The organism is Halorarius litoreus (genome assembly GCF_024362405.1).
Lineage (GTDB): Archaea > Halobacteriota > Halobacteria > Halobacteriales > Haloarculaceae > Halorarius > Halorarius litoreus.
Genome location: NZ_CP101454.1, coordinates 3,562,408 through 3,586,834, shown reverse-complemented (window position 1 = coordinate 3,586,834; position 24,427 = coordinate 3,562,408). Strand labels below are relative to the sequence as shown.

Below are 24,427 nucleotides of genomic sequence, written 5' to 3'. Positions count from 1 at the left end.
AAGGTGTCGACTGACCTACTGTGCGAACAGGTCGTCGAGGCTCCCCGTGTAGTAGAGGTAAGAGACCGCCGCGACCCCACTGGCGAGGATGATGACCAGGAGGACGACGATGAACGTCAGTCCGGAGCCGCCGTCATCACCCGGCGTCGGGGTCGGTGTGTCGTCCGGAGCGTCGACCGTCGGCGTGGGAGACGGCGTGGTGGTCGGTGTGTCCGCCTCGACCGTCAGGGTTCCAGCGCTGACACCGTCAACAGCGATATCGTACGAGCCGGCGTCGTCGAACGTCCGGGTGAACGTCACGTCCCTGCTCTCGCCCGCTTCGAGTGTCACCGTCCGGGTCGAGACCGTCTCACCGTCGACGGTGAGTTCGAGCGTCCGGTTCGCTCGCGACTGGCCGTCGTTCTCGACGGCTGCGGTCACGTCGACGGACGCGCCGGCTTCGATCGTCTGTTGACTGAGCGACGCGTCGGTCACGCTGACGGCCCCGCGCTCGGTGCCGAACGCGAACACCGAAAGACCCGGAGACTCGGCCTCGTAGACGATCGACCCGTCGCTCGTCGCGACGATGCTGGTGGGGAGTTTCGTCCAGGACCCGTTGTTATAGCGGTAGAGGACGACGTTTCCGGCCGGGATGCCGCGGTCCTCGAGCCGCTCCCGCGAGACGCGGAAGCGGAACTGGACGTTCTTGACGTCGGAGTTGTTGATGCTGTGACCGATAGTGATGTACCCGAGCGAGTTACCGTTGGCCTGCCGCAGCGACGGTGTTCCCTGCGGCACCTGCTCTCGCCGGCCGATGTCGAGCCGGATGTCGTCACCGACCGTCGGCGTGAACTCGATGCGGGTCAGGTCGAACGGCCCGTCGCTCTTGAGCTGAGACGTGTCGATGACCAGCTGGAAGCCGGCCTGCAGCTGCGTGATGATGACCGTCGTGTTCGTGCCGTCGTGAGTGACGTTGACCGACGCGCGCGGCTGGGCCGGCGGGACCGCACCGCCGCCACCACCACCGCTACCGCCGGACGGCGGCGAGACGCCGCCGTCCCCACCGTCCCCACCCGTCGGGGGTGTCGGGGTCGGTGTGGGCGTCGGGGTCGGCGACGTGACCTGTACCGTGCCGCTGGTGGAGCTGATGTCCCCGTCGTTCTGCGCGATGTGGACGTACCGGTACGTGCCAGTTCCCCAGTTCGGTAGCGTCGCGACATCAACCACGTCCGTCTCGGTGCCAGTCGCGACGACCGTCGCCGACGCGTTGAGCCGCGTCGGGTTGCTCGTCAGGTCGAGCGTCGCGCCAGATGCCGTCTCGTCGAGCATCTGTTGCGTCGAGATGAATCCGGATGTCGTCCCGGACTGCAGCGATATGCCGAGCAACGTCGCGTCGTCGGTCGTGTTGACGACACCGTTGAACCCTTCGATGCTCGTCCGGACTGTCAGGTCACTGCTGCTGACGTCGAGCGCGACGAGGTCGTCGGTCGTCACGTCGAGAACCAGCTCGACCGTCTGGTCGGCGAGTCGCGATTCGTTGTAGATGATGACACCGTGGCGGGTCGTTCCCGCGCCGAGGTTCGAGTCGACGTCGAACGTTACGTTGTTGCCGGCGGCGACAGAGGTGTTCCGCGGCGACGCGGTCGACGCCGTCTCCTGTACCGTGATGACGTCGAAACCGACCACGTCGACGCCACCGTTGATCGTCACGTCCCCGTTTCCGTCGACGCCGACGCCCTCACCGAAGCTCCGGCGCACGAGCACGTACGCGTACACGTTCGATTCGCTCGGGGTGTGCGTGACCGTGAGTTCGCCGTTACCGTCGAACGAGCCGGGGTCGACGACCTCGGCGGAAACGTTTTCGCTCGACAGGACTGCCGTGTACGTCGATTCGTTGTACGACGCGGAGCCGACGAGACTCGACAGCTGCGAACTCTTGTCGGCGCTCACGACGAGTAACTGCGCGTCGTCGTTCGCGAACTGATCGGTGTTGGCACCGGTCGTGTCCGCGAACTCTAGCGTGACTGCCTGTCCCTGCTGGTACACCGAGAACGTGTCTCGGTTGATGGGGACGCTCGACCCGATGTCAGTGGAGTCGACGAACGTCGCTGGGAGGTCGATACTCGTCGCTGCACTCGAGTCGTTCGCCCGGAAGGGAAGGACCGACCGCTCCCACACGCAGACCGGGAGGAGCTGTTCCGTCGAGACGCCGTCGACGGTCGGGAAGTTCACCAGCTTCGATGCGACGGGAGTGAACTGAGTGCCGTCACAGACGGCCTTGCCGAGCCACGGGTCGAATACGACGTTCGACACGCCACTCGTCGAGCCTTCCGAGACCGTCGCGCCCGAGCCGTCGGCGAGTGTCCCCGTCTTGGGGTCTTCAAGCGTGCCCGTCGCGCTCGCCGGGCCGCTATCCGCACCCCAGTAGTTCTGTCGTGCCGTGAAGTTCGCGCCGACGTTCTGGTTGTTCACACCGACGGTGACGCCACGGAGGATGTTCACACGGAAGTCGAGCGTCTCTGGCGCAGTCGTCGAACTGAGCCAGACAGCCGTGTTCGCATCGGTGACGAGCGATTCGCGAACCGAGACGTCGGAGGTTGCACTGCTCGACTCGTCGACGTAAACCGCCTCGGTGGTCGTGTCGTCGATGGCGACGCGCGAAACGTCGATGTCGGTCGCGGCGGCCGAATCAGCGAGCGAAACCGCGAGTGCCCGCTGGTTGCTGCCGAACCGAACTTCCGTGACGGAGACGTCGTCGACGAGACCGGAACTGGCTCCCACTACGTGGAGCGCAGCTCCACTGGTCTGGTTGACCTCACTCTCCGTGATGTCGACCCCGCGTATTTCGGGGCTGGTACCGCTGGTCGCATCGAGATGCACCCCGTAGACAGTGCTATTCTTGATCGAAACGTTTCGAACGTTCACGTCGGACACGACACCGGAACCGGACGGCTGGAGGTGGATGCCGGTCGACGTGTTGTTGATCGCGACGTTCGAAACGTTTACTCCCTGCGCGTCTGCGACGTGAATCGCCGCACCGTCGTACGAGCCGATTGCCACGTTCTCGATGGCCACGTCATTCGCTTCGACGGTGAACGCGTCACCGGAGAGCCCTCCGAGCTTCGCTACCCCCGAGCCGCTGGAGTCGTTGGCCCCCTTGATGGTCACAGACTCGTTGACGACCACGTTCTCGGCGTAGGTCCCCGAACAGACGAGAATCGTGTCGCCGGGGTTGGCGACGTTGATAGCCCCCTGAATCGTTACGTTATCTACCCCCGCACAATCAGTCGCTCCGTTGTCAACTATGATGGTATCCCCGGCCGCCGCCACGGGCGATGGAGCCAGGGCGAGTACCCCCACCAGAGCCACGACGAAAAGCACCTTTGATACCGGCACTTCGGACCGTGTTGTCATGTTATACCCCAAGTGCTAACACAGAGATAAAAACAGTTTGGGTGTTCCTACTAGCGATAAGTTCAGCGTAAAACCATAACACTATGCCCCGCGGTTTGTTGGTTGACGATATGAGATGTCCCTCTCGCGCAGAGAGCGTCGGGCTAATCACGACCCTCGTTATCTGCGTGCTCGTCGTCACGTCAGGTCTCAGCGTCGGTGCCTCGCAGGTGCAGTACACGATTACTAGTGGTGACAGTATCGACATCCCGGAACGCACAGTCTCCGTCGAGGGTGACGACTACGCCGTCTCGGAGCTCGGCCGGACGCCACAGGGGGAAGCCATCTCGGTGTCGGTCACGACTGACGACTCCGACTACGACATCTACCTCTACCGGGTGACCTCGAGCGGGGTCCAGATCGAACAGACGGACAACAACCACGACGGGGACGCCACCGCTTCGTTCCCGACCGAGAATCTCTCTCCCGGGTCGTACTTTGCTGCAGTGTACGACGGCGGCATCCGAGAGATCGTCCCGATCGTCGTTACCGGCTACGACATCACAGCCGACGTGCCGTCGAGCGTCCAGCAGGGCGAGCCAGCCAGCGTGACGGCGTCGGTCAGCACAACCGCGAGCAGCGGGGACCCCAGCCGTGTCGAGATTGTCGTCGGTAACGCCGACAGTATCGTCCGGGTCAACGCTACGCAGACGGCCGACGGCTACGTCGCCGAAGTTCCGACCGACTCGCTGTCTCCGGGTGAATATGACGCCTACGCGGTCGCGCACGGTGACCAAGAGACGAAGGACGGACAGAAGGTACTCGTCGGTGTCAGCGATCACTACACCCTGACCGTGACAGACCCCACGCCAACCCCCACCGAGGCACCGAAATCCGGTGGCGGCAGCACGGGCGGAACCTCGGGAGGGAGTGGCGGCAGTAGCGGTGGGTCGAGTGGCGGCAGCAGTGCCTCGACGCCCAGCCCCACGGCCACGATGACGCCTGGGACGCCGATGGCGACACCGACGAGCACGGCGACCCCTGAACCATCCCCGACGCCGACTCCGAGCCCCACGCAGACGCCGACGGCCACGGTGTCGCCGAGTCCGACGCAAACGGACGACGGGGTGACGACGCCGGCGTCCGTGACGCCGACGCCCTCGTCGACCCCGACGTCGGGTGACGGGCTCGGATTCGGGCTCGTTGCGGCGCTGCTCGCGCTCGTCGGTGTGGCCCTCCTCGGTCGACGCGAGTAGCGTTAGAGGTATAGGGCCCGACCGAGTCGCTTCCGACATGGTCGAGAACGTGCTGTGGCCCGCGCAGTTCGACGCGGCGCTCTCCCGCTCGGAGGGGCGCCGCGTCCCATTGGACCTCGCCGTCGAGGAGCCGACGGTCGACGAGATCGCGAAGGCCGTCCAGCAGGTCGGCTACGACGCGGTCATCGAGCGCGACAAACAGTACTCCCGCGAGTGGGAGCCACGGGGGCGCGTCCTCGTGCAGAACGCCGACGACGCGGGCAAGTCGGACATGATCGGTGCGGTCGCCGCCTACCTGCAAGCGCTTCGAACCTGACGGCTGCCGTAGCACCTATCACCCAGCCGTGAGAACCTCGTGGCGAATGGTCGAGTCCCTCCATCTCAGCGTCCGTCTCCTCCACGTCCTCGCGATGGCGTTCGTCACCGGTGGTGCCGTGGTGCTCTGGCTCGGGTTCCAGCGCGCCAGGGCCGCCAACGAAACAGCCGTGGTGCTCTCGACGGCCGTCGGCTACGAGTGGCTCTTCTGGGGAGCGATGGGGCTAGTCGTCGCGACGGGCGTCGGCAACCTCGGCGCGCTCGGTGCCGGTGTCGAAGGGCCGGGAACAGCGTGGGGGCAGACGCTCGCGGTGAAACTGTTCGTCGTTCTCCTCTTTTTCCTAGGCTCGGTCGTCCGCACCGCTATTGTCGACGGCATCGACCGCGTGCCCGTCGCGCACAACGCAGCCATCCGGACGCTCCTCGCCCGGAGCTACGCCCTGACAGCGCTGTCACTCGGGGTCGTCGTCGCGCTCGCGGAGGTACTGGCGCATGGCTGACCTGCGACGGTGGACGTTCGCGACGTTCCACACGGGCCTGCTCGTCCTGCTCGCCGTGTGGCTCATCCACCTCTCGGATGCCCTCCGCGACCTGCTCGGCGGGCTCGACACCCTCGTCGGGCTCGCGCTGTACGCCGTGCTGTGGGGAATCGTCTGGCTGGCGACGGGCCGTGCGTTCGACGCCGCCCCGCCGACCGAGAGTTCGACGCGCAGGCTCCTCCAGCGCGGCGCCGTCTACGGCGCGCTCACGGGCGTCGGCTTTCTGCTCGTCGTGCTCGTCGGGGGGTTCGTGGCCGCGCTCCTGCTCGGCGGGCAGGTCCTCTCGGTGCTCATCTTCGCGTTCATCGGGGCGGTCGTCGCCGCCATCATCGGCGGGGTCATCGGCGTCGGGTTCGCCCTGCTCGACCGGTCGCTCCTCCGGCTCGGGGCACGGCTCACCCCCGGGGAGCAGTGAGTCGCGTCCGGAAAGCGATTTATCCCTCGGTCGTCGAGCAGTGGTATGCACAGACGCTCGCGGGGTGCCCCATGAAGCGTGTGGGCGAGGTCGTCCGCACGGCACAGGGGCTCGCTATCGCCCGGTGTTCGGACCGCGAGGTCCCCGACATCGGGGCATCGGTCCTCGACGAGTCGCTCGACACGGCGGGGCGTATCGTCGACGTGTTCGGCCCCGTCGACCGGCCGTACGTCGCGGTCTCGCCGCGGTCGGGCGTCGTGGTCGATACGATGCTCGGGACGAAACTGTACACGCGGTGACCGCGAGTCGGCTCGAGCGCCCGTCTCTGAAGTGTGCTGACACGAGCTGGCAACCGCCTGAGTACCAGTTGCTGACAGGAACGGGCGAGTAAGTTGTCGCGTACTGTCCTGAACGATTGTCCGACTTATTGTCGTCCACGGCCCTACCTGTCGCGAGCGATTCATGCGTCACACAGCGACAGCCGAGACGGTCACTGCCCGCCCCGCGGTATCACACGCTGCTGACGAGTCGGGGCTCGATTTCGGTCGTGAGTCGCCGCTGAGGTGGTCCGTGTGAGCGTCGTGTCGGTCCCGGGGTTCGACCGGACGCGAGCCGGCCTCTGGGCGATAGCGGCGCTCTTCTTCGGCGTGCTGGTGTTCGTCGCGTGGCGGTACGTCGGCACCGTCGTGCTCGGACTGTTCGTCTACTACGTCACCCGGCCAGTGTTCCGTCGCATCCACCAGCGGGTGCGGAACCGGACGCTCGCTGTCGCTACGGCGATCGTGACGGTGACGCTCCCGGTGCTCCTGCTCGTCGCGTGGACCGTCACGATCGCCGTCCAGGAACTCGCTTCGCTGGCCGATTCGGGGGCGTTCGGACAGGTCGCGGTCGTCCTCGAACCGTATCTCGACGTCACGCAGATTCGCCAGCAGGTCGAGGACGCGATCCAGCTCGTCATCGCAGACCCGAACCAACTCGCGAGGCTCGACTTCGGCGCGCTCGACGGTGTCATGGAGGCGCTGTTCGGCTCCCTGTTGCTCGTCGCGAACGCCGGGCTGCACCTGTTTATCGTGGTCGTCATCACGTTCTACCTGCTCCGGGACGATTACCGGATCGCCGCGTGGGCACGCCGGACGTTCTTCGACGAGGAGGGCGTGCTGCTGGCGTACTTCGGCGCGGTCGACCGCGACCTCAAGAACGTCTACTTCGGCAACATCCTGAACGCGCTCATGACCGGGCTGCTCGGCGCCGTCGTCTACTCCACGATGAACCTCGTCGCCCCGGACGTCGTGCCGATTCCCAACCCCGTGCTGCTGGGGCTGTTGACCGGGGTCGCGAGCCTCGTGCCCGTCATCGGGATGAAACTCGTCTGGGTCCCCGTCGCGCTGTTGATGCTGGCCGATTCACTCCTGTCGGACCCACAGACCGCGTGGTTTCCCGTCCTATTCGCGCTCGTCTCGGTCGTCGTCATCGACTACATCCCCGACCAGTTGCTGCGGCCGTACATCTCGGGCCGGAGCCTCCACGTCGGCGCCATCATGCTCGCGTACATCTTCGGCCCGCTGCTGTTCGGCTGGTACGGCATCTTCTTCGGCCCGCTCGTGCTCGTGCTCGTCTTCGAGTTCGCACGTGTCGTCCTGCCGTGGCTCGTCGACGCCGACCGGCTGCCGGACGGCCTCGCGTCGATAGCCGAGTCGTCCACCGCTGAGACACCCACCCGCGAGGACGTGCTGTCGACGCCGGAAGTAGCCGGAGACGCCGAGACCGGGCGCAGTCGGCTGGTCCCCGACGATATTTTCGGAGAGGGAGACGGTGTCGACGACACGCCGAGCGACGACACAACCGACGCCTGACGTGGCTGTGACGGGGCTACCGGACCTCCGCGTCCCGACCCGACCCCTCGATGCGTTCGTCGTCCCCGACCCGAATCGTGACCGGCGGCTCGTCTCCGAGACGAGGTCGGTCCATCGATGAGTGCCCCCCTGTCTCCGAACCGCCCTCCAGAACCCGTTCGACTCGCCGCTCGAACGTGCGCTCGTCCAGGGTGCCCTCGACGTAGCTCGCCGCCAGTTCCTCGAGCGGGTCCGACCGGCGAGCCGCGGCCACGAGCCAGTGGTCCGCACGCCGCGTGACCGACAGCACCCCGTAGGCGACGGCCCCGCTCACGAGGAGCCCGGACAGGCCGACACCGAGTACGGCGAGCGCGTTTCCGGATTCGAACAGTGCGACCGAGACGACGCCGAGCGTCCCCATCGCCACGAGGAACACTAGCGTCACCCCGAACAGGAAGAGGAGCGCGACGCCAGCGGCGAGATACACCACCGTGCGAGCGACCGCGAGACTGCGGGGCCGTCGGAACTCACTGGCCATGCGCGGCGTACGCTAGCCGAGAGCATAGCCGTACGGCTCCGGGGCCGTAGCGAGCAATCACCTGATGCGCAATCGACAGCTACGAGGCAGGTGACGGGAACACGGGGAGAGCGGGTGGCTCGGGCCCCGACTCAGACCCGTTGCGCCGGCCGTAGATCGGCCGGATCTCTCGCCGCCAGCCAGTCACACAGCTCACAGAGCTGCTCGCAGGCGGCCTCGAACAGTCGTTCGCCCTTCGCCGCGGAGGCGTCGGTCTGGTCGCCGAACACGCCGTTCTCGCTGTTCTCTCTCGCGTCGAAGAACGTCCGTGCCCCGTGGTGGGTGAGCGTCGTGTCCGATTCGATGTCGACACAGCCGCCGTCCCGAGCGTCCTCGAGGCGGTCCTCGTGGACGAGGTCGGTGAGGTGCATGAGCATCGAGGTCTCTTTCGGGCCACCGTGGGGGCCCGGCTGCGAGAACAGGTCGGTGACGAGGTCGGGAATCGACTCGTCCCACATCCACTCGATGGCGTAACAGACGTCCTCGCCGTGGAGGGTGCGACCGACCTCCCGAAGCTCCTCGACGTTCCCGCCGTGAGCGTTGACGTAGATGACGCGGTCGATGCCGTGGTAGGTGAGGTTCCGCGTGAAGCTCTCGACGTAGCTCCGAAAGGCGTCGGAGGAGACCCACATCGTCCCCGGGAACTGCCGGTGGTGCGGGGAGACCCCGATGTTCACGGTCGGGGTACAGAGGTAGCCGGTCCGTCGGGCAGCCTCACGGGCGAGCGACTCGGCGATGACGTGGTCGGTCGACTCGGGGAGCGCGGGGCCGTGCTGTTCGGTCGAGCCCAGCGGAACGAGCGCCAGCGACTCCGACGCGAAGTACGACTGCAGGTCGGGCCACGCTTCGTCGGCGAGATACATACCCGACGCACGTACCCGGGCGGGAAAACGCTATGGCGTCGCCACCCCGGACCGCGACCCCTAAACCCCCGGCCGGCGTTCACGCCAGTATGGACCCGGGCGAGAACCGCCGCGACTGGGCCGAGCGCTCCGGGGCGTACTCCCCGGCGTACTACGCCGACATCGGCCCGAACGAGGTGAGCGAGACGCTCGTCGACGTGTTCGCCCACTACGTCTCCACGGACGCCAAGGTGCTCGAACTCGGCTGCAGTTCGGGACGGCATCTCGCCACGCTCCGCGACGCTGGCTACGAGAACCTCACCGGCATCGACCTGAACGACGAGTCGTTCGTGGTGATGGCCGACCACTACCCCCGGCTCGCCGAGACCGGGACGTTCCACGCCGGTGCTATCGAGGACTACCTCCCGGACGTGCCCGACGACGCGTTCGACGTGGTCTACTCGGTGGAGACGCTCCAGCACGTCCACCCCGACGATACGTGGGTGTTCGAGGAGATTACGCGCGTCTCCTCGGACCTCGTCGTCACCGCCGAGAACGAGGGCAACGGCCCGGAGCGTGGGCGCTCGGGGACCGAGGTGAGCTACGTCGACGACGAGTTCCCGCTGTACCACCGCGACTGGCACGACGTCTTCACCGGCCTCGGCCTCGCAGAACTGCTCCGGAAGCCGACCGCCCGCGACACGGTTCGCGTGTTCCGCGTCGTCTGAGACCGCGTCCACTCCAAATGCCCGCCCGCGTCGCCACCGCTCAGGCGTCTGTGTCGGCCCCCTTGACCGACACCTCCCCCGACAGCTCTTGGCCGGACGGTGGCGCGAGCGTCAACGCCTCCTCGTCGAACCGTCGCTTGACGCGTCGTCGGAAATCGGAACGGAGGTCGGCGATGCCCTCGCGGGCGGGGGCGTCGACCCAGAACTCCGCTTGGGCGGTGATACTGTCCGGGCCGAGGTCGAGAATGCGGGCGCTCGGGGCGGGCTCCTCCATGACGCGGTCGTGGTTCGCGGCCACCTGCTGGAGCTCCATGAGAGCGTGTTCGGTGTCCTCGGCGTACGAGACGAACACCTGTTCGGTGACGCGGAAGGTATCGCGGCCGAACGGCCGGGTGAGCGCGTTCGTCGTGAGCGCCGTGTTCGGGACGGTGATGGTCTCGTTGTTCGGGGTACGGATGCGCGTCACCCGGAAGTCGACCGCTTCGACGGTGCCCTCGCCGCCCGACCAGGAGATCCAGTCGCCGACGTTGAAGTCCGGGTCCGCGACGAGGAAGATGCCGCTGATGAGGGACCCGAACACCTCCTGGCCCGCCACACCGAGCGCGAAGGTGAGCGCGGCGATGACGATGGCCGAGTCCGTGTCGACGAGGTAGTCGCCGTAGCCGGCGGCCACGAGCCCGAACAGGAGTGCGAGCCCCACGAGGAGGACCTGCAGATACGTCTCGGTCGCAGTCAACAGCGTCGGGTTGTTCCGGTTGCGCCGGCGGACCCCACGCAACAGCAGCGGCACGACGGCGACCCGGCCGACGAAGTAGACGACAGCGGCGACGAGGAGGAACGCGAACAGTTCGGTCGCTGCCTGGCTGTACGGCTGGAGCGGTTCGGGGACGCCCCCTGCTGGCGAGAGTTGTGCGAGCACGACCGAGGGTGCGTTTCGACCGGGGAAAAAAGCGCCCGCTCACACCCCGAACAGGAACAGGATGCCGAACGGCACCACCACTGCCAGGAGCAACTGGAGCGGCGCGCCGACGCGGAAGTAGTCGGTGAACTTGTAGCCGCCGGGGCCGTACACCATCAGGTTCGTCTGGTAGCCGATGGGGGTGAGGAACGCGCCGCTGGCGGCGAACGTCACCGCGAGCAGGAACGCGAAGCCGTCGGCACCGACCTGCGCGGCGGTGTCGATGGCGATGGGTGCCAACAAGACTACGGCGGCGACGGGCGTGATAATGCTCGCCGCGACTGCGGTGGCGAGATACACGACCGCGAGCGCCGCGACCGGCGGGAGCGTCGCCGCGAGGTCGCTCAGCAGGTCGGCGACGAGCGCCGAGCCACCGGTCGCCTGCATCGCGACGCCGAGCGGAAGGATGCCCGCGAGCAGGAACACGACGTTCCACGAGACGGCGTCGTACGCTTCGGTCGTCGAGAGACAGCCGGTGGCGACCATGAGGACGACGCCGCCGAGCGCCGCGATGACGACGGGCAGGAGGCCGAGCGCGGAGACCGCGAGCACGCCCCCGAGGATTCCGAGCGCGAGCGGCGTCTTCTCGGAGAGTTCGGGGGGGCCGTCCGCAGCTTCGGGCGCTCGAAGCACGTCGGTGACGAGTAGATGCCCCTCGTCGGCGAAGTACTCGGCGTTGCGCGCGGTGGTCTGGAGCAACAGGGTGTCACCGACGCCCAACACGAGGTCGTCGAGGTCGCGAGTGATGGACTCACCCTCGCGGCGAACCGCGAGGACGGTCGTGTCGAAGACGTTCTGGAGTCGGAGCGAGCCCAGCTTGCGGTTCGCGAAATCGGAGTCCTGTGGCACCACGGCCGTCAGCAGCTCGCCGGCACGGTCGAGGTCGAGCGCCGTCACCTCCTCGCGGGAGAGCTGCTGGAGGTCGTACGCTTCGGCGAGGCGGTTGACGTCCTGGAGCGTCGAGCGGACGACGAGCGTGTCGCCGGGGACGAGCATCTGGTCGGTCGTGGCCGCCAGCGTCGTCCCCTCCTCTTCGTTGGTGACGTGGATGAGGTGGACGTCGAACTCTTCGGCAGCACGGAACGCCGCGACGGCGTCTTCGGCGGGCATTCCGACGAGCGGTGATTCCTCGCGCACCCGGAGCCGGCGGAGGTGGTCGTCGAGGTCGAAGTCCGCGGGGTCGGCGCGAGGGATGACCCGAGCGGGCGTGAGCCGCCTTCCCACCGTCAACAGGTAGAACCCGCCCACGAGGAGGACGATGACGCCCAATGCGGTGAACTCGAACATCCCGATGGGGCCACGCCCCGGGATCTCCCGCGCGAAGTCCGACGCGAGAAGGTTCGTCGCCGTCCCGACGAGCGTGAGCGTCCCGCCGAGCATCGCTGCGTACGAGAGCGGCAACAGGAGCTTCGAGGGGGAGACGCCCGCGTCGTCCGCGAGGCCGCGAATCATCGGGATGAACACGGCGACGACGGGGGTGTTGTTGATGAACCCGGCGGCGATGCCGGTCGTCCCGACGGTCGCACCGAGCAGCCGGCGCTCGCTGCCACGGGTCACCTTTGCGAGATACGCGCCTAGCCGCTCGACGAGCCCCGTCTTGCGGACGCCCTCCGAGAGGGCGTACATCGCGAGGATGGTGAGGACGGCCGGTGAGGCAAACCCCGAGAGTGCTGCTTCCAGTGGTACTCCGGTGAACGGCTGGAGCACGACGAGCCCGACGAGTACGGCGAGCGCCGTCATGTCGGGTGGGAGCCACTCCGTGACGAACATGAGCAACGCGAGAAAGATGAGGGCGAAGACGACGAGCATCCCCGACGTGACCGGCGGCATACCCAGGGATGGAAGGGGGGAGTGAAAAATCAGGGTGCTCCGGCGATGACGACCCGGAGCCGGTCGTCACCCCGGTTGAACAGCTGGCGTGTCGTCCCCGGGTCGACACGGACAGCCTCGCCGTCGCCGAGCGTGAGCGTCTCGTCGTCGAGTTCGACCGTCAACTCGCCGGCCACGACGAGATACACCTCCTCGTGGTCGGTCCCCTCGTGGCTGTGCTGTTTGCCCTTCCCTCCGGGTTCGAGTTCGAGGAGCGTGAGTCCCACTTGCTCACAGCCGAGCGCGTTGCGGAAGAACCACATCCCACCCCACTCTTCGGGAACGACCGAGTCGATATCGTCGGTGCTGGCGGTCGTGTATGCCATAGCAGGGGCACAGCCGCCGGGGTCAAAAGCCCTCTCCCCCGTCCAGAACTGACGGGTCATCGAGTCAGGGTCGCATTCGGTAATATCTCTTCCAGATAACGTCGGCGGATAATTAATAATACTCGGCCGCCGTACTATGTGGGTGGCCGCTGGAGGCATCACGGTACTCCACGTCGACGACGAACCGGGGTTCGTCGACATGGCACGGGCGTTCCTCGAACGTGAATCCGAGGCACTGACAGTCCTCACTGAACAGAGCGCGTCCGCGGGCCTCGACCGCCTCGCCACCGAGGAGATCGACTGCATCGTCAGCGACTACGATATGCCCGAGATGGACGGGCTGGCGTTCCTTCGAGCCGTCCGTACGGAGTTCCCCGACCTACCGTTCGTCCTGTTCACCGCACAGGGAAGCGAAGAGATCGCTTCGGCGGCCATCTCCGAGGGTGTAGGGTGTGAGCGACTACCTCCAGAAGGGGACCGGCACGGAGCGATACACGGTGCTGGCCAACCGCATCGCGAACCTCGTCGAGGGGTTCCGTGCGGAACAGCAGACCGCCGCGACACGGCGACGGTTCACGAAACTCATCGAAGATGCGGTTGACCTCATCACCGTCGTCGACGACACCGGCACGTTCACCTACGTCTCTCCGGCGATCGAACCGCTCCTTGGCTACACGGCCGACGCCCTCCTCGGAACACACGCGTTCGACTACATCCACCCCGACGACACGGACGAGATGTGGGCACAGTTCACCGACTTGCTCGCGGGTGCAGCGGAGGCAGCGCCGAGGGACATTCGACTCAGACACGCCGACGGCACGTGGGTCTGGGTCGAGAACCGGGGGAAGATCCTCCGTGATGACCCCGACGTGCACGGCGTCGTCGCCTACACGCGAGACATCACGGCGCGGAAAGCCCGCGAGCGAACGCTCCGCCAGTACGCGGCCATCGTCGAGAACATGTCGGACGTCGCGTACACGGTCGACCAGTCGTTCCACGTCACGCTGGTCAATCGGGCGTCGATCGACTACGCCGGTGTCCCCCGGTCGGCGATCGAGGGAACCGACGTCCGAGAGTTGACCGAGGAAATGATCGAGGATGAGGCTGCCCGCGACCTGTTCATCACGGCGCTCACGAACGTTCTCGAGGAGCGGTCGAGGAACGAACGGGTGCGTTTCGACATCGAAACCACGGTTGGACCGGTCCGCTCGGAGCTCGACATCTCCGCGCTGGTCACCGACGACGGCACGACCGAGGGCGCGGTCGTCATCTCGCGGGCGATTCCTGCCGACGAACGGTGACGGAGTGACTCGAGTGCAGTGACAGAACGCGACGGGCCGATGGCTCAGCGGCTGTCGGGGAGCAACGCATCGACGGTCGCTACCGCGACGGCGTCCCGAACGTGGCGGTCGTAGTGCGGCAACGACAACACGCCCGTCGTCTCGTCGGTCAGCGTGAAATGGCCGTCGACGACGACGGTCGTTTCGTTCGAGAGGATGATCGGCCTGAAGTCGTCAGCTGCGAGCCGTTCGAGCAGTCTGGTAGGCGTGAAGTCGTCGTCCCACGGGGTCGAACTCCCGAACTGCGTGAGCGTCCCCGACTGGACGTAGAGGAACTGCCAGTCGACGGTCGCGTCGGCCCGGACCGGCGTGTAGTCCAGTCGCCACACCTCGTGGCCGACGAGGATGACGGGGCGGTCGAACTGCTCTCGGAGCTCCGTGACCTCCTCCGCGTCGACCCCGCGTGCCCGGAGCTCGTCGACGAGAGCCGTGGCGAACTCCCGGTCGGCGGGGTCGTCTCCCGCGACGAAGACGTAGAGGCCGCCCGAGAGGTCGACCGTCTCGTCACCGATCGACGACGTCGACACGCCGGACTGGACGCTGGTGGCACTCTGGGTGGCACCGAAGTCAGCGAACGAGAACGCACTCCCGACGAGAACGGTGAACACGAGCGCGACGACGAGCGCGACAGGAGGGACACGGTTCATACGACGGAGTACGTGCTCTGCGAAAATATACTCGCATTGACAGAAAATGGCACGCACTCGGGTTCAGCTACCGAGTCGCGTCAGTGCTGGTTCCAGGGAGCCGCCTCGAAGTCGACCTTTCGCTGTTCTGCTTCGATCTCGTCGATGCGCTCTATGGCCTCCTCGGAGAGCGTCGCGTCCAGTGCCCCGAAGTTCTCCGCGATGTGGTCGCCGGTCGCTTTCGGAATCGGGGCGACCTCGTCCTTCGAGAGCAGCCACGCGAGACAGACCTGTGCGGGCGGCAGGTCGTGGCTCTCGGCGACGGCTGCGATGACCGGGTGGTCGAAGATTTCGGCTTTCCCGAGCGGCGAGTAGGCGACGAGCCAGTGGTCGTCCTCCCGGGCGTACTCGCGAAGTTCGTCCTGCTGGAAGAGTGGGTGGCACTCGACCTGGTGGGCGAAGATAGGGCTGTCGAGGTGGTCGCGGGCCTCGTCCAGTTGCTCGGGCAGGAAGTTCGAGAGTCCGACGTGGTCGATCCACCCCCGATCTCGGAGCTCGTCGAGCGCGGGCAAGGTGTCCGCAGGGTCGTAGGCGGACAGCGGCCAGTGGACGTACAGCAGGTCGATACGGTCGACGCCGAGTCGGTCCATCGACGCTTTCGTCGAGTGGACGACGTCGTCGTACGCGAGGTTCTCGGGCGTGAGCTTCGTCGCGAGGAACACGTCCTCACGGTCGACGTCGGCGCGTTCGATCCCCTCGCCGACGGCTGCCTCGTTGTCGTAGCCCTGTGCGGTGTCGACGTGTCGGTACCCGAGGTTCAGTGCGGTCTCGACGCTCGCAGCACAGACGTCCGGGTCGGTCTGTTCGTACGTCCCGAGGCCGAGTCGCGGCATCTCACCTGGCATACCACATACGAGAGTGCCCCCCGCGAAAAGCGCCCCGCTCGCGGAACGATTATGTGCCCTCGCTCACCCCCTCAAGACAACAGATGCAGCAGTATCTCGACCTCGTCGCCGGCGTGCTCTCCTCCGGGACGTACAAGCCGAACCGGACGGGCGTGGACACCGTCTCGGGCTTCTCGCGGCACTACACCGTCGACCTCGCCGAGGGGTTCCCGCTCCTCACGACGAAGGACCTCTCGGGGTTCCGCTGGAACTCGCTCATCCACGAACTCGTCTGGTATCTCTCCGGCGAGGAGCATATCCGGACCCTGCGCGAGGAGACCGGTATCTGGGACGCGTGGGCCGACGCCGACGGCCACCTCGACACCGCATACGGGCGGTTCTGGCGGCGCTACCCCGTCCCCGAGGGCGACGCTCGCTTGCCGGGCGAGTCGTGGCCCGACGACGACCATCGCTGGCTGAACGACGACGGCACGTTCGACCAGCTCGCGTACGTCCTCGACACGCTCCGCGAGAACCCGAACTCCCGGCGCATCGTCGTCAACGCCTGGCACCCCGCGAACGCCACCGTCTCGACGCTCCCACCGTGTCACTACACCTTCGTGTTCAACGTGCAGGACGGGCGACTGAACACCCACCTCACCCAGCGCTCGGGCGACATCGCGCTCGGCATCCCGTTCAACATCGCCGCCTACTCGCTGCTGACGCACGCCATCGCCCAGCGCGTCGACCTCGACGTCGGGCAGTTCGGCCACACCGTCGTCGACGCCCACGTCTACTGTGGGGAGGGTGCCCGCGGCGAGTGGTACGCGGACAACCTCGACGCGCTCCAGACGCGGCTCACCGATGTAGACGACCGTGCCGAGTACCGCGATGTGCGCGACTGGCTCGAATCTGCGGCCCCGGCCGAGGAGCGCGACGGCTACGACCACGTTCCCGGCCTCCTCACCCAGCTGTCGCGCGAGCCCCGCGAGCGACCGCGCATCGACATCGCGAACAAGCCCCTCGACGACCTGACGTTCGAGGACTTCGAGCTCACGGGCTACGACCCCGCGCCGGGTATCGAGTTCGCGGTCGCCGAATGAGCCCGACGATAACGCTCGTCGCCGCAGTCGCCGAGAACGGGGTCATCGGCTCCGAAGGGGAGATGCCGTGGTACTACCCCGAGGACATGAAGCACTTCAAGGAGACGACGATGGGTCATCCCGTGGTGATGGGCCGGACCACCTACGAGTCCATCGTCGCCCGCCTCGGTGAACCGCTCCCGGGTCGGCTGAACGTCGTGCTCTCCTCGCAGGACCTCGACCTCCCCGAGGGCGCGGTCCACGCGGCGTCCATCGAGGAGGCGCTGGCACTCGCAGCCGAGGAGGACGACGAGGTGTTCGTCGTCGGTGGCGCGACGGTGTACGAGCAACTGCTCGACCGCGCCGACCGGCTGGTGCTCACGGAGATCCACGAGTCGCACGAGGGCGACACCCACTTCCCCGAGTGGGACCGCGAGGCGTGGGTCGAACTCGAACGTGACGACCGCGAAGCGCTGTCGTTCGTCACCTACAAGCGGCGCTGACCGACTTCCGAGAGAGATTTTGGTGAGAGTTGACCCGGAGCCTGGGAGCTGTTCGACCAAACCCCGAGGAGACCTTGAAAAATTGGGATGTACCCCGTTCGCGTCCGGTCGGATGACCATGACTCCGAGGCTGACGCGGCGACGATTCGTGACGACGACCGGTCTCACCGGTGCGGCCTTGCTGGCCGGCTGCACCGGCGGCGGTGGCGGCGGCGTCGACACGGACACCGAGACGGACGGCGGAATGACGGAGACGGACAGCGGAATGACCGAGACCGACGACGGGATGATGGAGGGGACGCCGACGGACCCCGAGATGGCCCCGCGCGTCGAGGTCGACCGCTTCAGCGAGGCCGCGGGCACCTTGATGGTCCGCACCGACGAGAACGGGCTTCCCGGCCCGAACGAGCCGGTGGACTTCGACCAGGCGCCGTTCATCACGAAGGGGCTCGGCCCCGACGGCAGCCACGTCTCGTACTACAACTTCGACGTCCAGCCGACGACGCCGGCACCCATCTTCGTACTGTTCCGCGAGGGCGAAGACACGCCCGTCGACGGGCAACTCAACGTCATCGACGTGGTGCCGGGCGACGAGGGGTACAACGACTTCTGGCACGTCCACGCCGTGACGGTGCCCGAGTCGTACGAGGCGAACACCCTGACGAGCGTGGGCGCCATCCGCGAGGCGGGCTACGAGATCACCGAGACCGATATCCTCGTGAACTGTCCGGTGGTCCCGGACGGCTCGACGGCCTCGATGCGCGTCGGCGACGGCGACGCCGGACTCGTGGAGGGGTGGTACGATGGGCAGGTCGTCTCGTACTTCGAGTTCAGCGAGGCACCGCTCTCCTCGAGTGGTGAGTCGGTCCCGGTGTCGCCCATCTACGTCACGTTCAACGTCAACCCCGGCGAGGACGGTGGCGGGCCGCCCTCGGGCTTCAAGACCGAGTCCGGCACCGACCGGACGCACAACGTGGTCGCGACCGTTCCGGGCGACGAGGGGTACTCGCCGCTCTGGCTGGTGAACATCTACGACAACGCGGACTTCGAGATGGTCGCCGACCTCGACTCGGCGATGGCCGCGAACCAGCTCGCGTCGGGCGCGGCGACGGTCAACTGCCCCGTCGTCTCGCTCGGCGACGAGATGATGGGCTGACACGGGAGGACGAACGAATCGGGAAAAACGGCGTTACGAACGCTCTTCTTTCAGGTAGGCGCCGAGGTAGCCACCGAGGGCTGCGCCCCCGACCGTGTAGAGGACGGAGACCAGCACGAGGGTGAGCAGGAGCACGACGAACCGCAGCGGGATGCCGGGGCTCGATGCGGGCATGCCGGGGCCGCTCGACACCACGGTGAACGTCCCGATGCCGAGAATGGCGAACGCGACCAGCGCGAACGGAATCGCCATGATCACGCCAGCGAGCGCGCCGACGCGGAGGCCGGCTCGGCGGTCAGCGCCCTGCAGGTAGCCGGCGATGCCGCCGCCGATGACGGTGGAGAACGGGATGAACCCGAAGACGACGCCGACGACCGCGCCGAGCAGTGCGTTGACGACGGTGCTCGGCGGCCGCTCGGTCTCGGTTGTCGAGGTAGTGGTTGCCATCCAAACGTGTAGTACGACCGAGAGGATAACTGCTGCGGGAACCGTGATAGCGTGGCGCTACGGGTGGAGAAACGCGGGTTCGGTGCGGCCCTCGACGGCGACGCGGTGGTCCCACGCGAGATAGTGGCGGAACTCGGGGAACGCCGGCACGTCGAACACCAGCTGAAGTCGAGCGCTCTCGCCGGGTTCGAGCGTCTCGTACCACGTCAGCGGCCGGATTTCGGGTTCGCCGTCCGGCTGGTCGGTACGTGAGAACGCCACCTCCCCCCTGAGCGCGTGGACGTGGTCGAACGTCTCGCCGGCGACGCGGAGCGTGAACTCGGTGTCGGGAAGGGAATCGAGCGGCTCGTTGCCGACGTTCTCGAGCCGGAAGTCGTAGCCGACGAACCGGTCGGCGAACGGCTCGACGCGCTCGTGGCTGCCGTCGGTTCGGTAGCGCACGCTCGGCAGGGCGAACCATCGCTCGACGGTGAGCGTGTGGCCGTCGGCGCCACGCGCGGTCGGCGAGAACACCCGAGCGGGTGGCACGATACCGGGGTCGGGCGTGGGTGTTCCCGAGGGGGTCGCCTCGGCGGATGGACTCGATGCTCGCGTCGGTCCCTCCCTCGAACAGCCGGCGAACACGGCAGCACCGAGCATCGAGAGCGTCGCTCGTCGCGACAGACGCGTTCGGGCCATCTCAGAACTCGTCGACGAGGTACGCGCCGATAGCGCCACCGACCGCACCCGCAGCAACCATGTAGAGCGTGGCGACCACGAGCACGACGACGAGCGCGATGGTCGTGAACGCCCCGACCTCCAGCGGGAGGAACGGGAGGAAGCTCCCGATGGCGAACAGCAACAGCACGACGGGAACGAGCGCGATGAGCCCGGAGATGGCGCCCACGCGAGCGCCTTCGCCGACGTCTTGTTCGCGCACCTGGAGGTAGCCCGCGACCGCCCCACCGAGGACGGCGGCGAACGGGAGGAAGGACAGCACGATGGACACGGCCGCCCCGATGGCGGCGTTCAGGAGGGTATCGCCTTCGGCCATGCCCGCCAGTCCACGCCGGAGCTATATCGGTGTTCGGGCGTGGCGTGCGTTTTTCACCTCGCCCCGCGAACGGCCGCCATGGCTACCGACGAGTCGGACCCCGCAGGTGACCCGCGGGCCGACTACGACTACGTCTCCGACGATATCGCCCGCCCAGCGGTCGTCGACGACCTCGCGCCCCGCGTCGACGGTGACGTCCGGTTCGACGACTACACCCGCCAGCTGTACGCCACCGACGCCTCCGCCTACGAGGTGACGCCCGTCGGGGTCGTGTTCCCCCGCCACCGCGCGGACGTCGAGAGCGTCGTCTCCTACTGTGCCACCCGCGAGCTCCCGGTGTTGCCGCGCGGCGGTGGCACGTCGCTCGCCGGCCAGTCGGTGAACGAGGCGGTCGTCCTCGACTTCTCGAAGTACATGGCCGACCTCCTGACGGTCGACCCCGACGCGCGTGAGGCGACGGCCCAGCCGGGGCTCCGACTCGGCGACCTGAACGCCGCGCTCGCCACCCACGACCTGAAGTTCGCGCCCGACCCCGCGTGGGGCGAGAAGTCGGCACTCGGGGGGGCCATCGGCAACAACTCGACGGGCTCGCACTCGCTCGTCTACGGGAAGACCGACGCCTACGTCGAGGAACTGGAGTGCGTCCTCGCGGACGGCTCCGTGGCGCGGTTCGGCGAGCTGTCGGTCGAGGAGCTCCACGAGCGTGCCGACCGCGACGGGCTGGAGGGTGACATCTACGCGTTCCTCTCGCGAGTCGTCGACGAGGAACACGAGACGGTTCGTGAGGCCTACCCCCACCTCAAGCGGAACGTCTCGGGGTACAGTCTCGACACACTGGTCGAGGACGCGGCGTCGGGCACGGTCAACGTCGCCCGACTGCTCGCCGGTTCGGAGGGGACGCTCGCAATCGTCACCGAGGCGACGGTCGCGCTGGAGCCCGTCCCCGAGACGAAGTCGGTCGCGCTGCTGGGCTACCCCGACCTCGTCACCGCGATGGAGGACGTCCAGCCCATCCTCGCTCACGAGCCGTGTGCCGTGGAGGTGATGGACGACGTGCTGCTGGGGCTCGCGAGCGAGACACAGGAGTTCGGCGCGCTCGTCGACGAGATGGTGCCCGAGGGCGCCGAGGCGATGCTGCTCGTCGAGTTCTACGCCGAGCACGACGCGGCAGGTGAACAGAAGGTCGCCGAGCTCATCGCCGACCGCTATCCGGAGACGGAAACGACCGCCAGCCCGGGCGACGACGCGACGACGACCGAGGCTCCGGTGCTGGCGCTCTCGGCGGACGAGGCGCACGACGACGACGACCGGGCACGGTTCTGGAAGCTCCGGAAGTCCGGCCTCCCGATTCTGCTCGGGCGGACCAGCGACGAGAAGCACATCTCCTTCATCGAGGACACGGCGGTCCCGCCCGAGCACCTCCCCGAGTACGTCGCGGACTTCCAGCAGGTCCTCGCGGACAACGGGACGTTCGCGTCGTTCTACGCGCACGCCGGCCCCGGCTGTCTCCACATCCGCCCGCTCATCAACACGAAGACCGAGACGGGCGTCGAGCAGATGGAAGCCATCGCGGACGCCGCGACGGACCTCGTCGTCGAGTACGGCGGGTCGGTCTCGGGCGAACACGGCGACGGTCGTGCGCGGACCCAGTGGAACCGGAAACTGTACGGCGACGAGGTGTTCGAGCTGTTCCACGAGTTGAAGACGGCGTTCGACCCCGACTGGATTCTCAACCCGGGTCAGGTGTGCGGCGACGTCTCGATGACCGAGAACCTCCGGTTCGACCCGGAGTACGACCTCGATCTGGGACTGGAGCCGACCCTGCAGTGGGAGAACGACAACGGGATGCAGGGGATGGTCGAGCTCTGCCACGGCTGCGGGGGCTGTCGCGGCCCGCAGGAGACGACCGGCGGGACGATGTGTCCGACCTATCGGGCTGCTGAGGAGGAGTCGCTGTCGACCCGGGGGCGGGCGAACCTCCTGCGGCAGGCGATGACCGGCGACCTCGACGACGAGGCGACCGACCCCGAGTTCCTGCGGGAGGTGATGGACCTCTGTCTCGGCTGCAAGGGCTGTGCGAACGACTGCCCGAGCGAGGTGGACATGGCGAAGCTGAAAGCCGAGGTCGAACACGCCCACCACCAGGAACACGGCGCGACGGCCCGCGACCACCTGTTCGGCAACATCGACGCGGTCTCTCGGCTCGGCAGTCGACTGGCGCCGCTCTCGAACCTGCTGTCGTGGCTCCCCGGCTCCGGGTTGCTCGCCGAGAAGACCCTCGGTATCGCCCGGGAAGCGAGCTTCCCGCGGTTCGCCGGCCAGTCGTTCGCGGCGTGGTACGCCGAGCGTGGCCCTGCAATCACCCACGAAGACGCCGACCGGACGGCTCTCCTGTTCCCGGACACCTACTCGAACTACGTCGACCCGTCGGTGGCGAAGGCTGCGGTCGCCGTCCTCGAAGCGGCGAACGTCCGCGTCGAAGTCCCGGAGGTCGCGCCCTCCGGTCGGGCGGCGCACTCGAAGGGCTTTCTCGGCGCTGCGCGTGACCGCGCGGAGACGAACCTCGACCGGCTCGGGGAGAAAATCGACGACGGCTGGGACGTGGTGACGGTCGAGCCCTCCGACGCCGTGATGTTCCAGCGAGACTACCGCGACCTGCTCGGCGAGCGCGCGGCCCCCATCGCCGAGCACAGCTACGGGTTGTGTGAGTATCTCGACCGCTTCCGACTGGACGAGCGTATCGACTGGAACGCCCCAGCGTCGACGCTCACGTACCACGGCCACTGTCACCAGAAGGCGACGAAGAAGGACCATCATGCGGTCGGTGTCCTGCGGCGAGCGGGCTACGCGGTCGACCCGCTCGACTCCGGCTGCTGTGGGATGGCCGGGTCGTTCGGTTACGAGGCGGAACACCGCTCGATGAGTAGTGCCATCGCGGGCATCCTGCTCGACCAGATCGCCGACAGCGACGGCGAGACGGTCGTCGCCCCCGGCGCCTCCTGCCGGTCACAGATCGCAGACCACGGGACTGCAGCCCGGGTTCCCCACCCCGTCGAGAAACTCGCGGAGGCGCTGGAATAGTTCAAACGACTGTCACTCGGGTGTACGGTTCAGATGTTTTTTATACGCAGGCGCTGGTGTTTCGCCAATATGAGCCGGTCGGCCCTCGTCGGTATCCTCTTCGCCCTTCTCGTCGCCACCGCGGCGCTGTCTACGGGTTTGGCGCTCGCAGAGAGCGACAGCGCACCCGAAGCGTTGACGACGCAGGGCGAGTTCGACCAGACGGAGTTCCGCATCGCAGTCGCCAACAACGGCTCCGCGCGGTGGACGTTCCGCTACCGGCAGACGCTCCAGAACGACTCCGAGCGCGCGGAGTTCCAGACGTTCGCCGACGAGTTCAACGAGAACGAGACGACGCTCTACACGGACTTTCAGTCCCGGTCGCAGTCACTCGTGGCGAGTGGACAGAACGTCACCGGCCGCGAGATGACCGCGACCGACTTCCGAAAGCGCGCGTATATCACCGGGCTCGACGACAACCTCGGTGTCGTCGAGATGTCGTTCCGCTGGACCGGCTTCGGGGTCGTCGACGGCCAACAGGTCATCATCGGCGACGTGTTCGAAGGGGGGCTCTACATCGGCCCCAGCCAGATGCTCGTCGTGACTCACGGTGAGGTCCTCACCGTGACCGACGTCCAGCCGACGCCGGACGACCGCTCGGACGACACCCTGACGTACCGCGGCGAGCGCTCGTTCGCGGACAACCGTCCCCGCGTGGTGTTCGCCCCCCCGGATGGTTCCGACGGTGGCGATGGCGATGGCGGCGGTGGCGGTGGCGATGGCGGTGACGGCGGGAGCCCGACCCCACCGTCCGACGGTGGGATGGGTCTCCTGCCGGTCGTCGCGCTCCTCGTCGTCCTCGGGCTCGGTGGCGGTGCAGCCTACGCCTACCGTTCGGGGGCGTTCGACGGCGGGAGCACGGCGGCGGCCCGCACTGACGACGAGTCGGACGACGGCGGGAGCGCGGCTGCAGCGGCCCCACCCGAACCGGAAATCAGCGACGAGGAGCTGTTGAGCGACGACGACCGCGTCATGAAGATGCTGGAGGAGCGGGGCGGCCGCATGAAGCAGGTGAACATCGTCGAGGAGACCGACTGGTCGAAGTCGAAGGTGTCGATGCTCCTCTCGGATATGGAGGAGGAGGGGCTCATCTCGAAGCTCCGGGTCGGCCGCGAGAACATCGTCTCCATCGCTGGGCAGGAACCCGAGGCCGCAGGCTCACCGTTCGACGACGAGGAGTGAGCGGTCCGGTCGTCGCTGTGTCTCA

The 24,427-nt window shown here is 67.2% G+C and carries 24 protein-coding genes and 1 pseudogene; 14 read left to right on the top strand and 11 right to left on the bottom strand.

Going from position 1 to position 24,427, the window contains the following annotated elements; genetic code table 11:
* Positions 1–15: 15 nt before the first annotated feature.
* The gene (locus NL126_RS18855; RefSeq protein WP_255196428.1) at positions 16–3,339 is read right to left on the bottom strand and encodes a PGF-pre-PGF domain-containing protein; all 3,324 of its coding nucleotides are present in this window, start codon (positions 3,337–3,339) and stop codon (positions 16–18) included.
* A gap of 164 nt (positions 3,340–3,503) precedes the next feature.
* On the opposite strand from NL126_RS18855, the gene NL126_RS21980 reads away from it, so the two are divergent.
* The 6 genes from NL126_RS21980 (at position 3,504) to NL126_RS18825 (ending at position 7,750) form a co-directional block, all read left to right on the top strand.
* A complete protein-coding gene (locus tag NL126_RS21980) occupies positions 3,504–4,628 on the top strand; it encodes a hypothetical protein (RefSeq protein WP_286670840.1) in 1,125 nt (374 codons plus the stop codon).
* A gap of 37 nt (positions 4,629–4,665) precedes the next feature.
* Positions 4,666–4,944: a signal recognition particle subunit SRP19 gene (gene srp19 / locus NL126_RS18845; RefSeq protein ID WP_255196427.1), complete on the top strand. Its 279-nt coding sequence runs from the start codon at positions 4,666–4,668 to the stop codon at positions 4,942–4,944.
* 46 nt (positions 4,945–4,990) lie between these two features.
* Positions 4,991–5,443: a CopD family protein gene (locus tag NL126_RS18840; protein WP_255196426.1), complete on the top strand. Its 453-nt coding sequence runs from the start codon at positions 4,991–4,993 to the stop codon at positions 5,441–5,443.
* Positions 5,436–5,897 carry a DUF7965 family protein gene (locus tag NL126_RS18835; RefSeq protein ID WP_255196425.1) on the top strand — a complete coding sequence of 154 codons (462 nt, stop codon included), beginning with the start codon at positions 5,436–5,438 and terminating at the stop codon, positions 5,895–5,897. The genes NL126_RS18840 and NL126_RS18835 overlap by 8 nt, the downstream gene beginning before the upstream one ends.
* Before the next feature lie 71 nt (positions 5,898–5,968).
* Positions 5,969–6,196: an H/ACA ribonucleoprotein complex subunit GAR1 gene (locus NL126_RS18830; RefSeq protein ID WP_255196424.1), complete on the top strand. Its 228-nt coding sequence runs from the start codon at positions 5,969–5,971 to the stop codon at positions 6,194–6,196.
* Between the two features lie 273 nt (positions 6,197–6,469).
* A complete protein-coding gene (locus tag NL126_RS18825; protein WP_255196423.1) occupies positions 6,470–7,750 on the top strand; it encodes an AI-2E family transporter in 1,281 nt (426 codons plus the stop codon).
* A gap of 16 nt (positions 7,751–7,766) precedes the next feature.
* Here the strand turns inward: NL126_RS18825 and NL126_RS18820 are convergent, their stop codons facing one another.
* Both NL126_RS18820 and NL126_RS18815 read right to left on the bottom strand, forming a co-directional pair.
* Positions 7,767–8,267 carry a hypothetical protein gene (locus tag NL126_RS18820; protein ID WP_255196422.1) on the bottom strand — a complete coding sequence of 167 codons (501 nt, stop codon included), beginning with the start codon at positions 8,265–8,267 and terminating at the stop codon, positions 7,767–7,769.
* A gap of 131 nt (positions 8,268–8,398) precedes the next feature.
* A complete protein-coding gene (locus NL126_RS18815) occupies positions 8,399–9,169 on the bottom strand; it encodes a creatininase family protein (protein ID WP_255196421.1) in 771 nt (256 codons plus the stop codon).
* A gap of 89 nt (positions 9,170–9,258) precedes the next feature.
* Between NL126_RS18815 and NL126_RS18810 the strand changes: the two genes are divergently transcribed.
* A complete protein-coding gene (locus NL126_RS18810) occupies positions 9,259–9,876 on the top strand; it encodes a class I SAM-dependent methyltransferase (protein ID WP_255196420.1) in 618 nt (205 codons plus the stop codon).
* A 40-nt stretch (positions 9,877–9,916) separates the two neighbouring features.
* Here the strand turns inward: NL126_RS18810 and NL126_RS18805 are convergent, their stop codons facing one another.
* Genes NL126_RS18805 through NL126_RS18795 form a run of 3 tightly spaced genes read right to left on the bottom strand, consistent with a single transcriptional unit; the run spans position 9,917 to position 13,029 of the window.
* The gene (locus tag NL126_RS18805; RefSeq protein ID WP_255196419.1) at positions 9,917–10,795 is read right to left on the bottom strand and encodes a mechanosensitive ion channel family protein; all 879 of its coding nucleotides are present in this window, start codon (positions 10,793–10,795) and stop codon (positions 9,917–9,919) included.
* 39 nt (positions 10,796–10,834) lie between these two features.
* Complete coding sequence (locus tag NL126_RS18800) at positions 10,835–12,694, bottom strand: SLC13 family permease (protein ID WP_255198871.1); 1,860 nt, start codon at positions 12,692–12,694, stop codon at positions 10,835–10,837.
* Positions 12,694–13,029 (bottom strand): cupin domain-containing protein, encoded by a 336-nt coding sequence (locus tag NL126_RS18795; RefSeq protein ID WP_255196418.1) that lies wholly within the window; start codon positions 13,027–13,029, stop codon positions 12,694–12,696. The genes NL126_RS18800 and NL126_RS18795 overlap by 1 nt, the downstream gene beginning before the upstream one ends.
* A 136-nt stretch (positions 13,030–13,165) precedes the next feature.
* Here NL126_RS18795 and NL126_RS18790 point away from each other — a divergent pair.
* Both NL126_RS18790 and NL126_RS18785 read left to right on the top strand, forming a co-directional pair.
* Positions 13,166–13,414, top strand: a pseudogene (locus tag NL126_RS18790) (response regulator); the annotation flags it as partial.
* A 67-nt stretch (positions 13,415–13,481) separates the two neighbouring features.
* Positions 13,482–14,330 carry a PAS domain-containing protein gene (locus NL126_RS18785; RefSeq protein ID WP_255196417.1) on the top strand — a complete coding sequence of 283 codons (849 nt, stop codon included), beginning with the start codon at positions 13,482–13,484 and terminating at the stop codon, positions 14,328–14,330.
* 44 nt (positions 14,331–14,374) lie between these two features.
* Here the strand turns inward: NL126_RS18785 and NL126_RS18780 are convergent, their stop codons facing one another.
* Both NL126_RS18780 and NL126_RS18775 read right to left on the bottom strand, forming a co-directional pair.
* On the bottom strand, positions 14,375–15,016 hold the full coding sequence (locus NL126_RS18780; protein ID WP_255196416.1) for a hypothetical protein: 642 nt from the start codon (positions 15,014–15,016) through the stop codon (positions 14,375–14,377).
* A gap of 80 nt (positions 15,017–15,096) precedes the next feature.
* A complete protein-coding gene (locus NL126_RS18775) occupies positions 15,097–15,900 on the bottom strand; it encodes an aldo/keto reductase (protein WP_255196415.1) in 804 nt (267 codons plus the stop codon).
* A gap of 83 nt (positions 15,901–15,983) precedes the next feature.
* Here NL126_RS18775 and thyA point away from each other — a divergent pair, with 83 nt between their 5' ends.
* From thyA to NL126_RS18760, 3 genes are all read left to right on the top strand, one after another.
* Positions 15,984–16,982 carry a thymidylate synthase gene (gene thyA, locus NL126_RS18770; protein ID WP_255196414.1) on the top strand — a complete coding sequence of 333 codons (999 nt, stop codon included), beginning with the start codon at positions 15,984–15,986 and terminating at the stop codon, positions 16,980–16,982.
* A complete protein-coding gene (locus NL126_RS18765) occupies positions 16,979–17,464 on the top strand; it encodes a dihydrofolate reductase (protein ID WP_255196413.1) in 486 nt (161 codons plus the stop codon). Before thyA ends, NL126_RS18765 begins: the two co-directional genes overlap by 4 nt.
* Positions 17,465–17,612: 148 nt before the next feature.
* Positions 17,613–18,620 (top strand): hypothetical protein, encoded by a 1,008-nt coding sequence (locus NL126_RS18760; RefSeq protein WP_255196412.1) that lies wholly within the window; start codon positions 17,613–17,615, stop codon positions 18,618–18,620.
* A 33-nt stretch (positions 18,621–18,653) separates the two neighbouring features.
* Here the strand turns inward: NL126_RS18760 and NL126_RS18755 are convergent, their stop codons facing one another.
* The 3 genes from NL126_RS18755 to NL126_RS18745 are packed head-to-tail and all read right to left on the bottom strand — an operon-like array spanning position 18,654 to position 20,100.
* Positions 18,654–19,067, bottom strand: coding sequence for a DUF5518 domain-containing protein (locus NL126_RS18755; RefSeq protein WP_255196411.1), 414 nt, complete (start codon positions 19,065–19,067; stop codon positions 18,654–18,656).
* A 57-nt stretch (positions 19,068–19,124) separates the two neighbouring features.
* Positions 19,125–19,745, bottom strand: a complete 621-nt coding sequence (locus NL126_RS18750) for a DUF4352 domain-containing protein (protein ID WP_255196410.1) — start codon at positions 19,743–19,745, stop codon at positions 19,125–19,127.
* A gap of 1 nt (position 19,746) precedes the next feature.
* Positions 19,747–20,100 carry a DUF5518 domain-containing protein gene (locus NL126_RS18745; RefSeq protein WP_255196409.1) on the bottom strand — a complete coding sequence of 118 codons (354 nt, stop codon included), beginning with the start codon at positions 20,098–20,100 and terminating at the stop codon, positions 19,747–19,749.
* Positions 20,101–20,178: 78 nt separating this feature from the next.
* Here NL126_RS18745 and NL126_RS18740 point away from each other — a divergent pair, with 78 nt between their 5' ends.
* Positions 20,179–23,181 (top strand): FAD-binding and (Fe-S)-binding domain-containing protein, encoded by a 3,003-nt coding sequence (locus tag NL126_RS18740; RefSeq protein ID WP_255196408.1) that lies wholly within the window; start codon positions 20,179–20,181, stop codon positions 23,179–23,181.
* Positions 23,182–23,250: 69 nt separating this feature from the next.
* Positions 23,251–24,402, top strand: coding sequence for a helix-turn-helix transcriptional regulator (locus tag NL126_RS18735; RefSeq protein WP_255196407.1), 1,152 nt, complete (start codon positions 23,251–23,253; stop codon positions 24,400–24,402).
* Positions 24,403–24,427: the final 25 nt, after the last annotated feature.

Coding starts and splice junctions, on each gene's coding strand:
- NL126_RS21980 (WP_286670840.1), top strand. CDS start 3,504: ATGAGATGTCCCTCTCGCGCAGAGAGCGTCGGGCTAATCACGACCCTC.
- srp19 (WP_255196427.1), top strand. CDS start 4,666: ATGGTCGAGAACGTGCTGTGGCCCGCGCAGTTCGACGCGGCGCTCTCC.
- NL126_RS18840 (WP_255196426.1), top strand. CDS start 4,991: ATGGTCGAGTCCCTCCATCTCAGCGTCCGTCTCCTCCACGTCCTCGCG.
- NL126_RS18835 (WP_255196425.1), top strand. CDS start 5,436: ATGGCTGACCTGCGACGGTGGACGTTCGCGACGTTCCACACGGGCCTG.
- NL126_RS18830 (WP_255196424.1), top strand. CDS start 5,969: ATGAAGCGTGTGGGCGAGGTCGTCCGCACGGCACAGGGGCTCGCTATC.
- NL126_RS18820 (WP_255196422.1), bottom strand. CDS start 8,267: ATGGCCAGTGAGTTCCGACGGCCCCGCAGTCTCGCGGTCGCTCGCACG.
- NL126_RS18815 (WP_255196421.1), bottom strand. CDS start 9,169: ATGTATCTCGCCGACGAAGCGTGGCCCGACCTGCAGTCGTACTTCGCG.
- NL126_RS18810 (WP_255196420.1), top strand. CDS start 9,259: ATGGACCCGGGCGAGAACCGCCGCGACTGGGCCGAGCGCTCCGGGGCG.
- NL126_RS18795 (WP_255196418.1), bottom strand. CDS start 13,029: ATGGCATACACGACCGCCAGCACCGACGATATCGACTCGGTCGTTCCC.
- NL126_RS18780 (WP_255196416.1), bottom strand. CDS start 15,016: ATGAACCGTGTCCCTCCTGTCGCGCTCGTCGTCGCGCTCGTGTTCACC.
- NL126_RS18775 (WP_255196415.1), bottom strand. CDS start 15,900: ATGCCAGGTGAGATGCCGCGACTCGGCCTCGGGACGTACGAACAGACC.
- thyA (WP_255196414.1), top strand. CDS start 15,984: ATGCAGCAGTATCTCGACCTCGTCGCCGGCGTGCTCTCCTCCGGGACG.
- NL126_RS18765 (WP_255196413.1), top strand. CDS start 16,979: ATGAGCCCGACGATAACGCTCGTCGCCGCAGTCGCCGAGAACGGGGTC.
- NL126_RS18755 (WP_255196411.1), bottom strand. CDS start 19,067: ATGGCAACCACTACCTCGACAACCGAGACCGAGCGGCCGCCGAGCACC.
- NL126_RS18750 (WP_255196410.1), bottom strand. CDS start 19,745: ATGGCCCGAACGCGTCTGTCGCGACGAGCGACGCTCTCGATGCTCGGT.
- NL126_RS18745 (WP_255196409.1), bottom strand. CDS start 20,100: ATGGCCGAAGGCGATACCCTCCTGAACGCCGCCATCGGGGCGGCCGTG.
- NL126_RS18740 (WP_255196408.1), top strand. CDS start 20,179: ATGGCTACCGACGAGTCGGACCCCGCAGGTGACCCGCGGGCCGACTAC.
- NL126_RS18735 (WP_255196407.1), top strand. CDS start 23,251: ATGAGCCGGTCGGCCCTCGTCGGTATCCTCTTCGCCCTTCTCGTCGCC.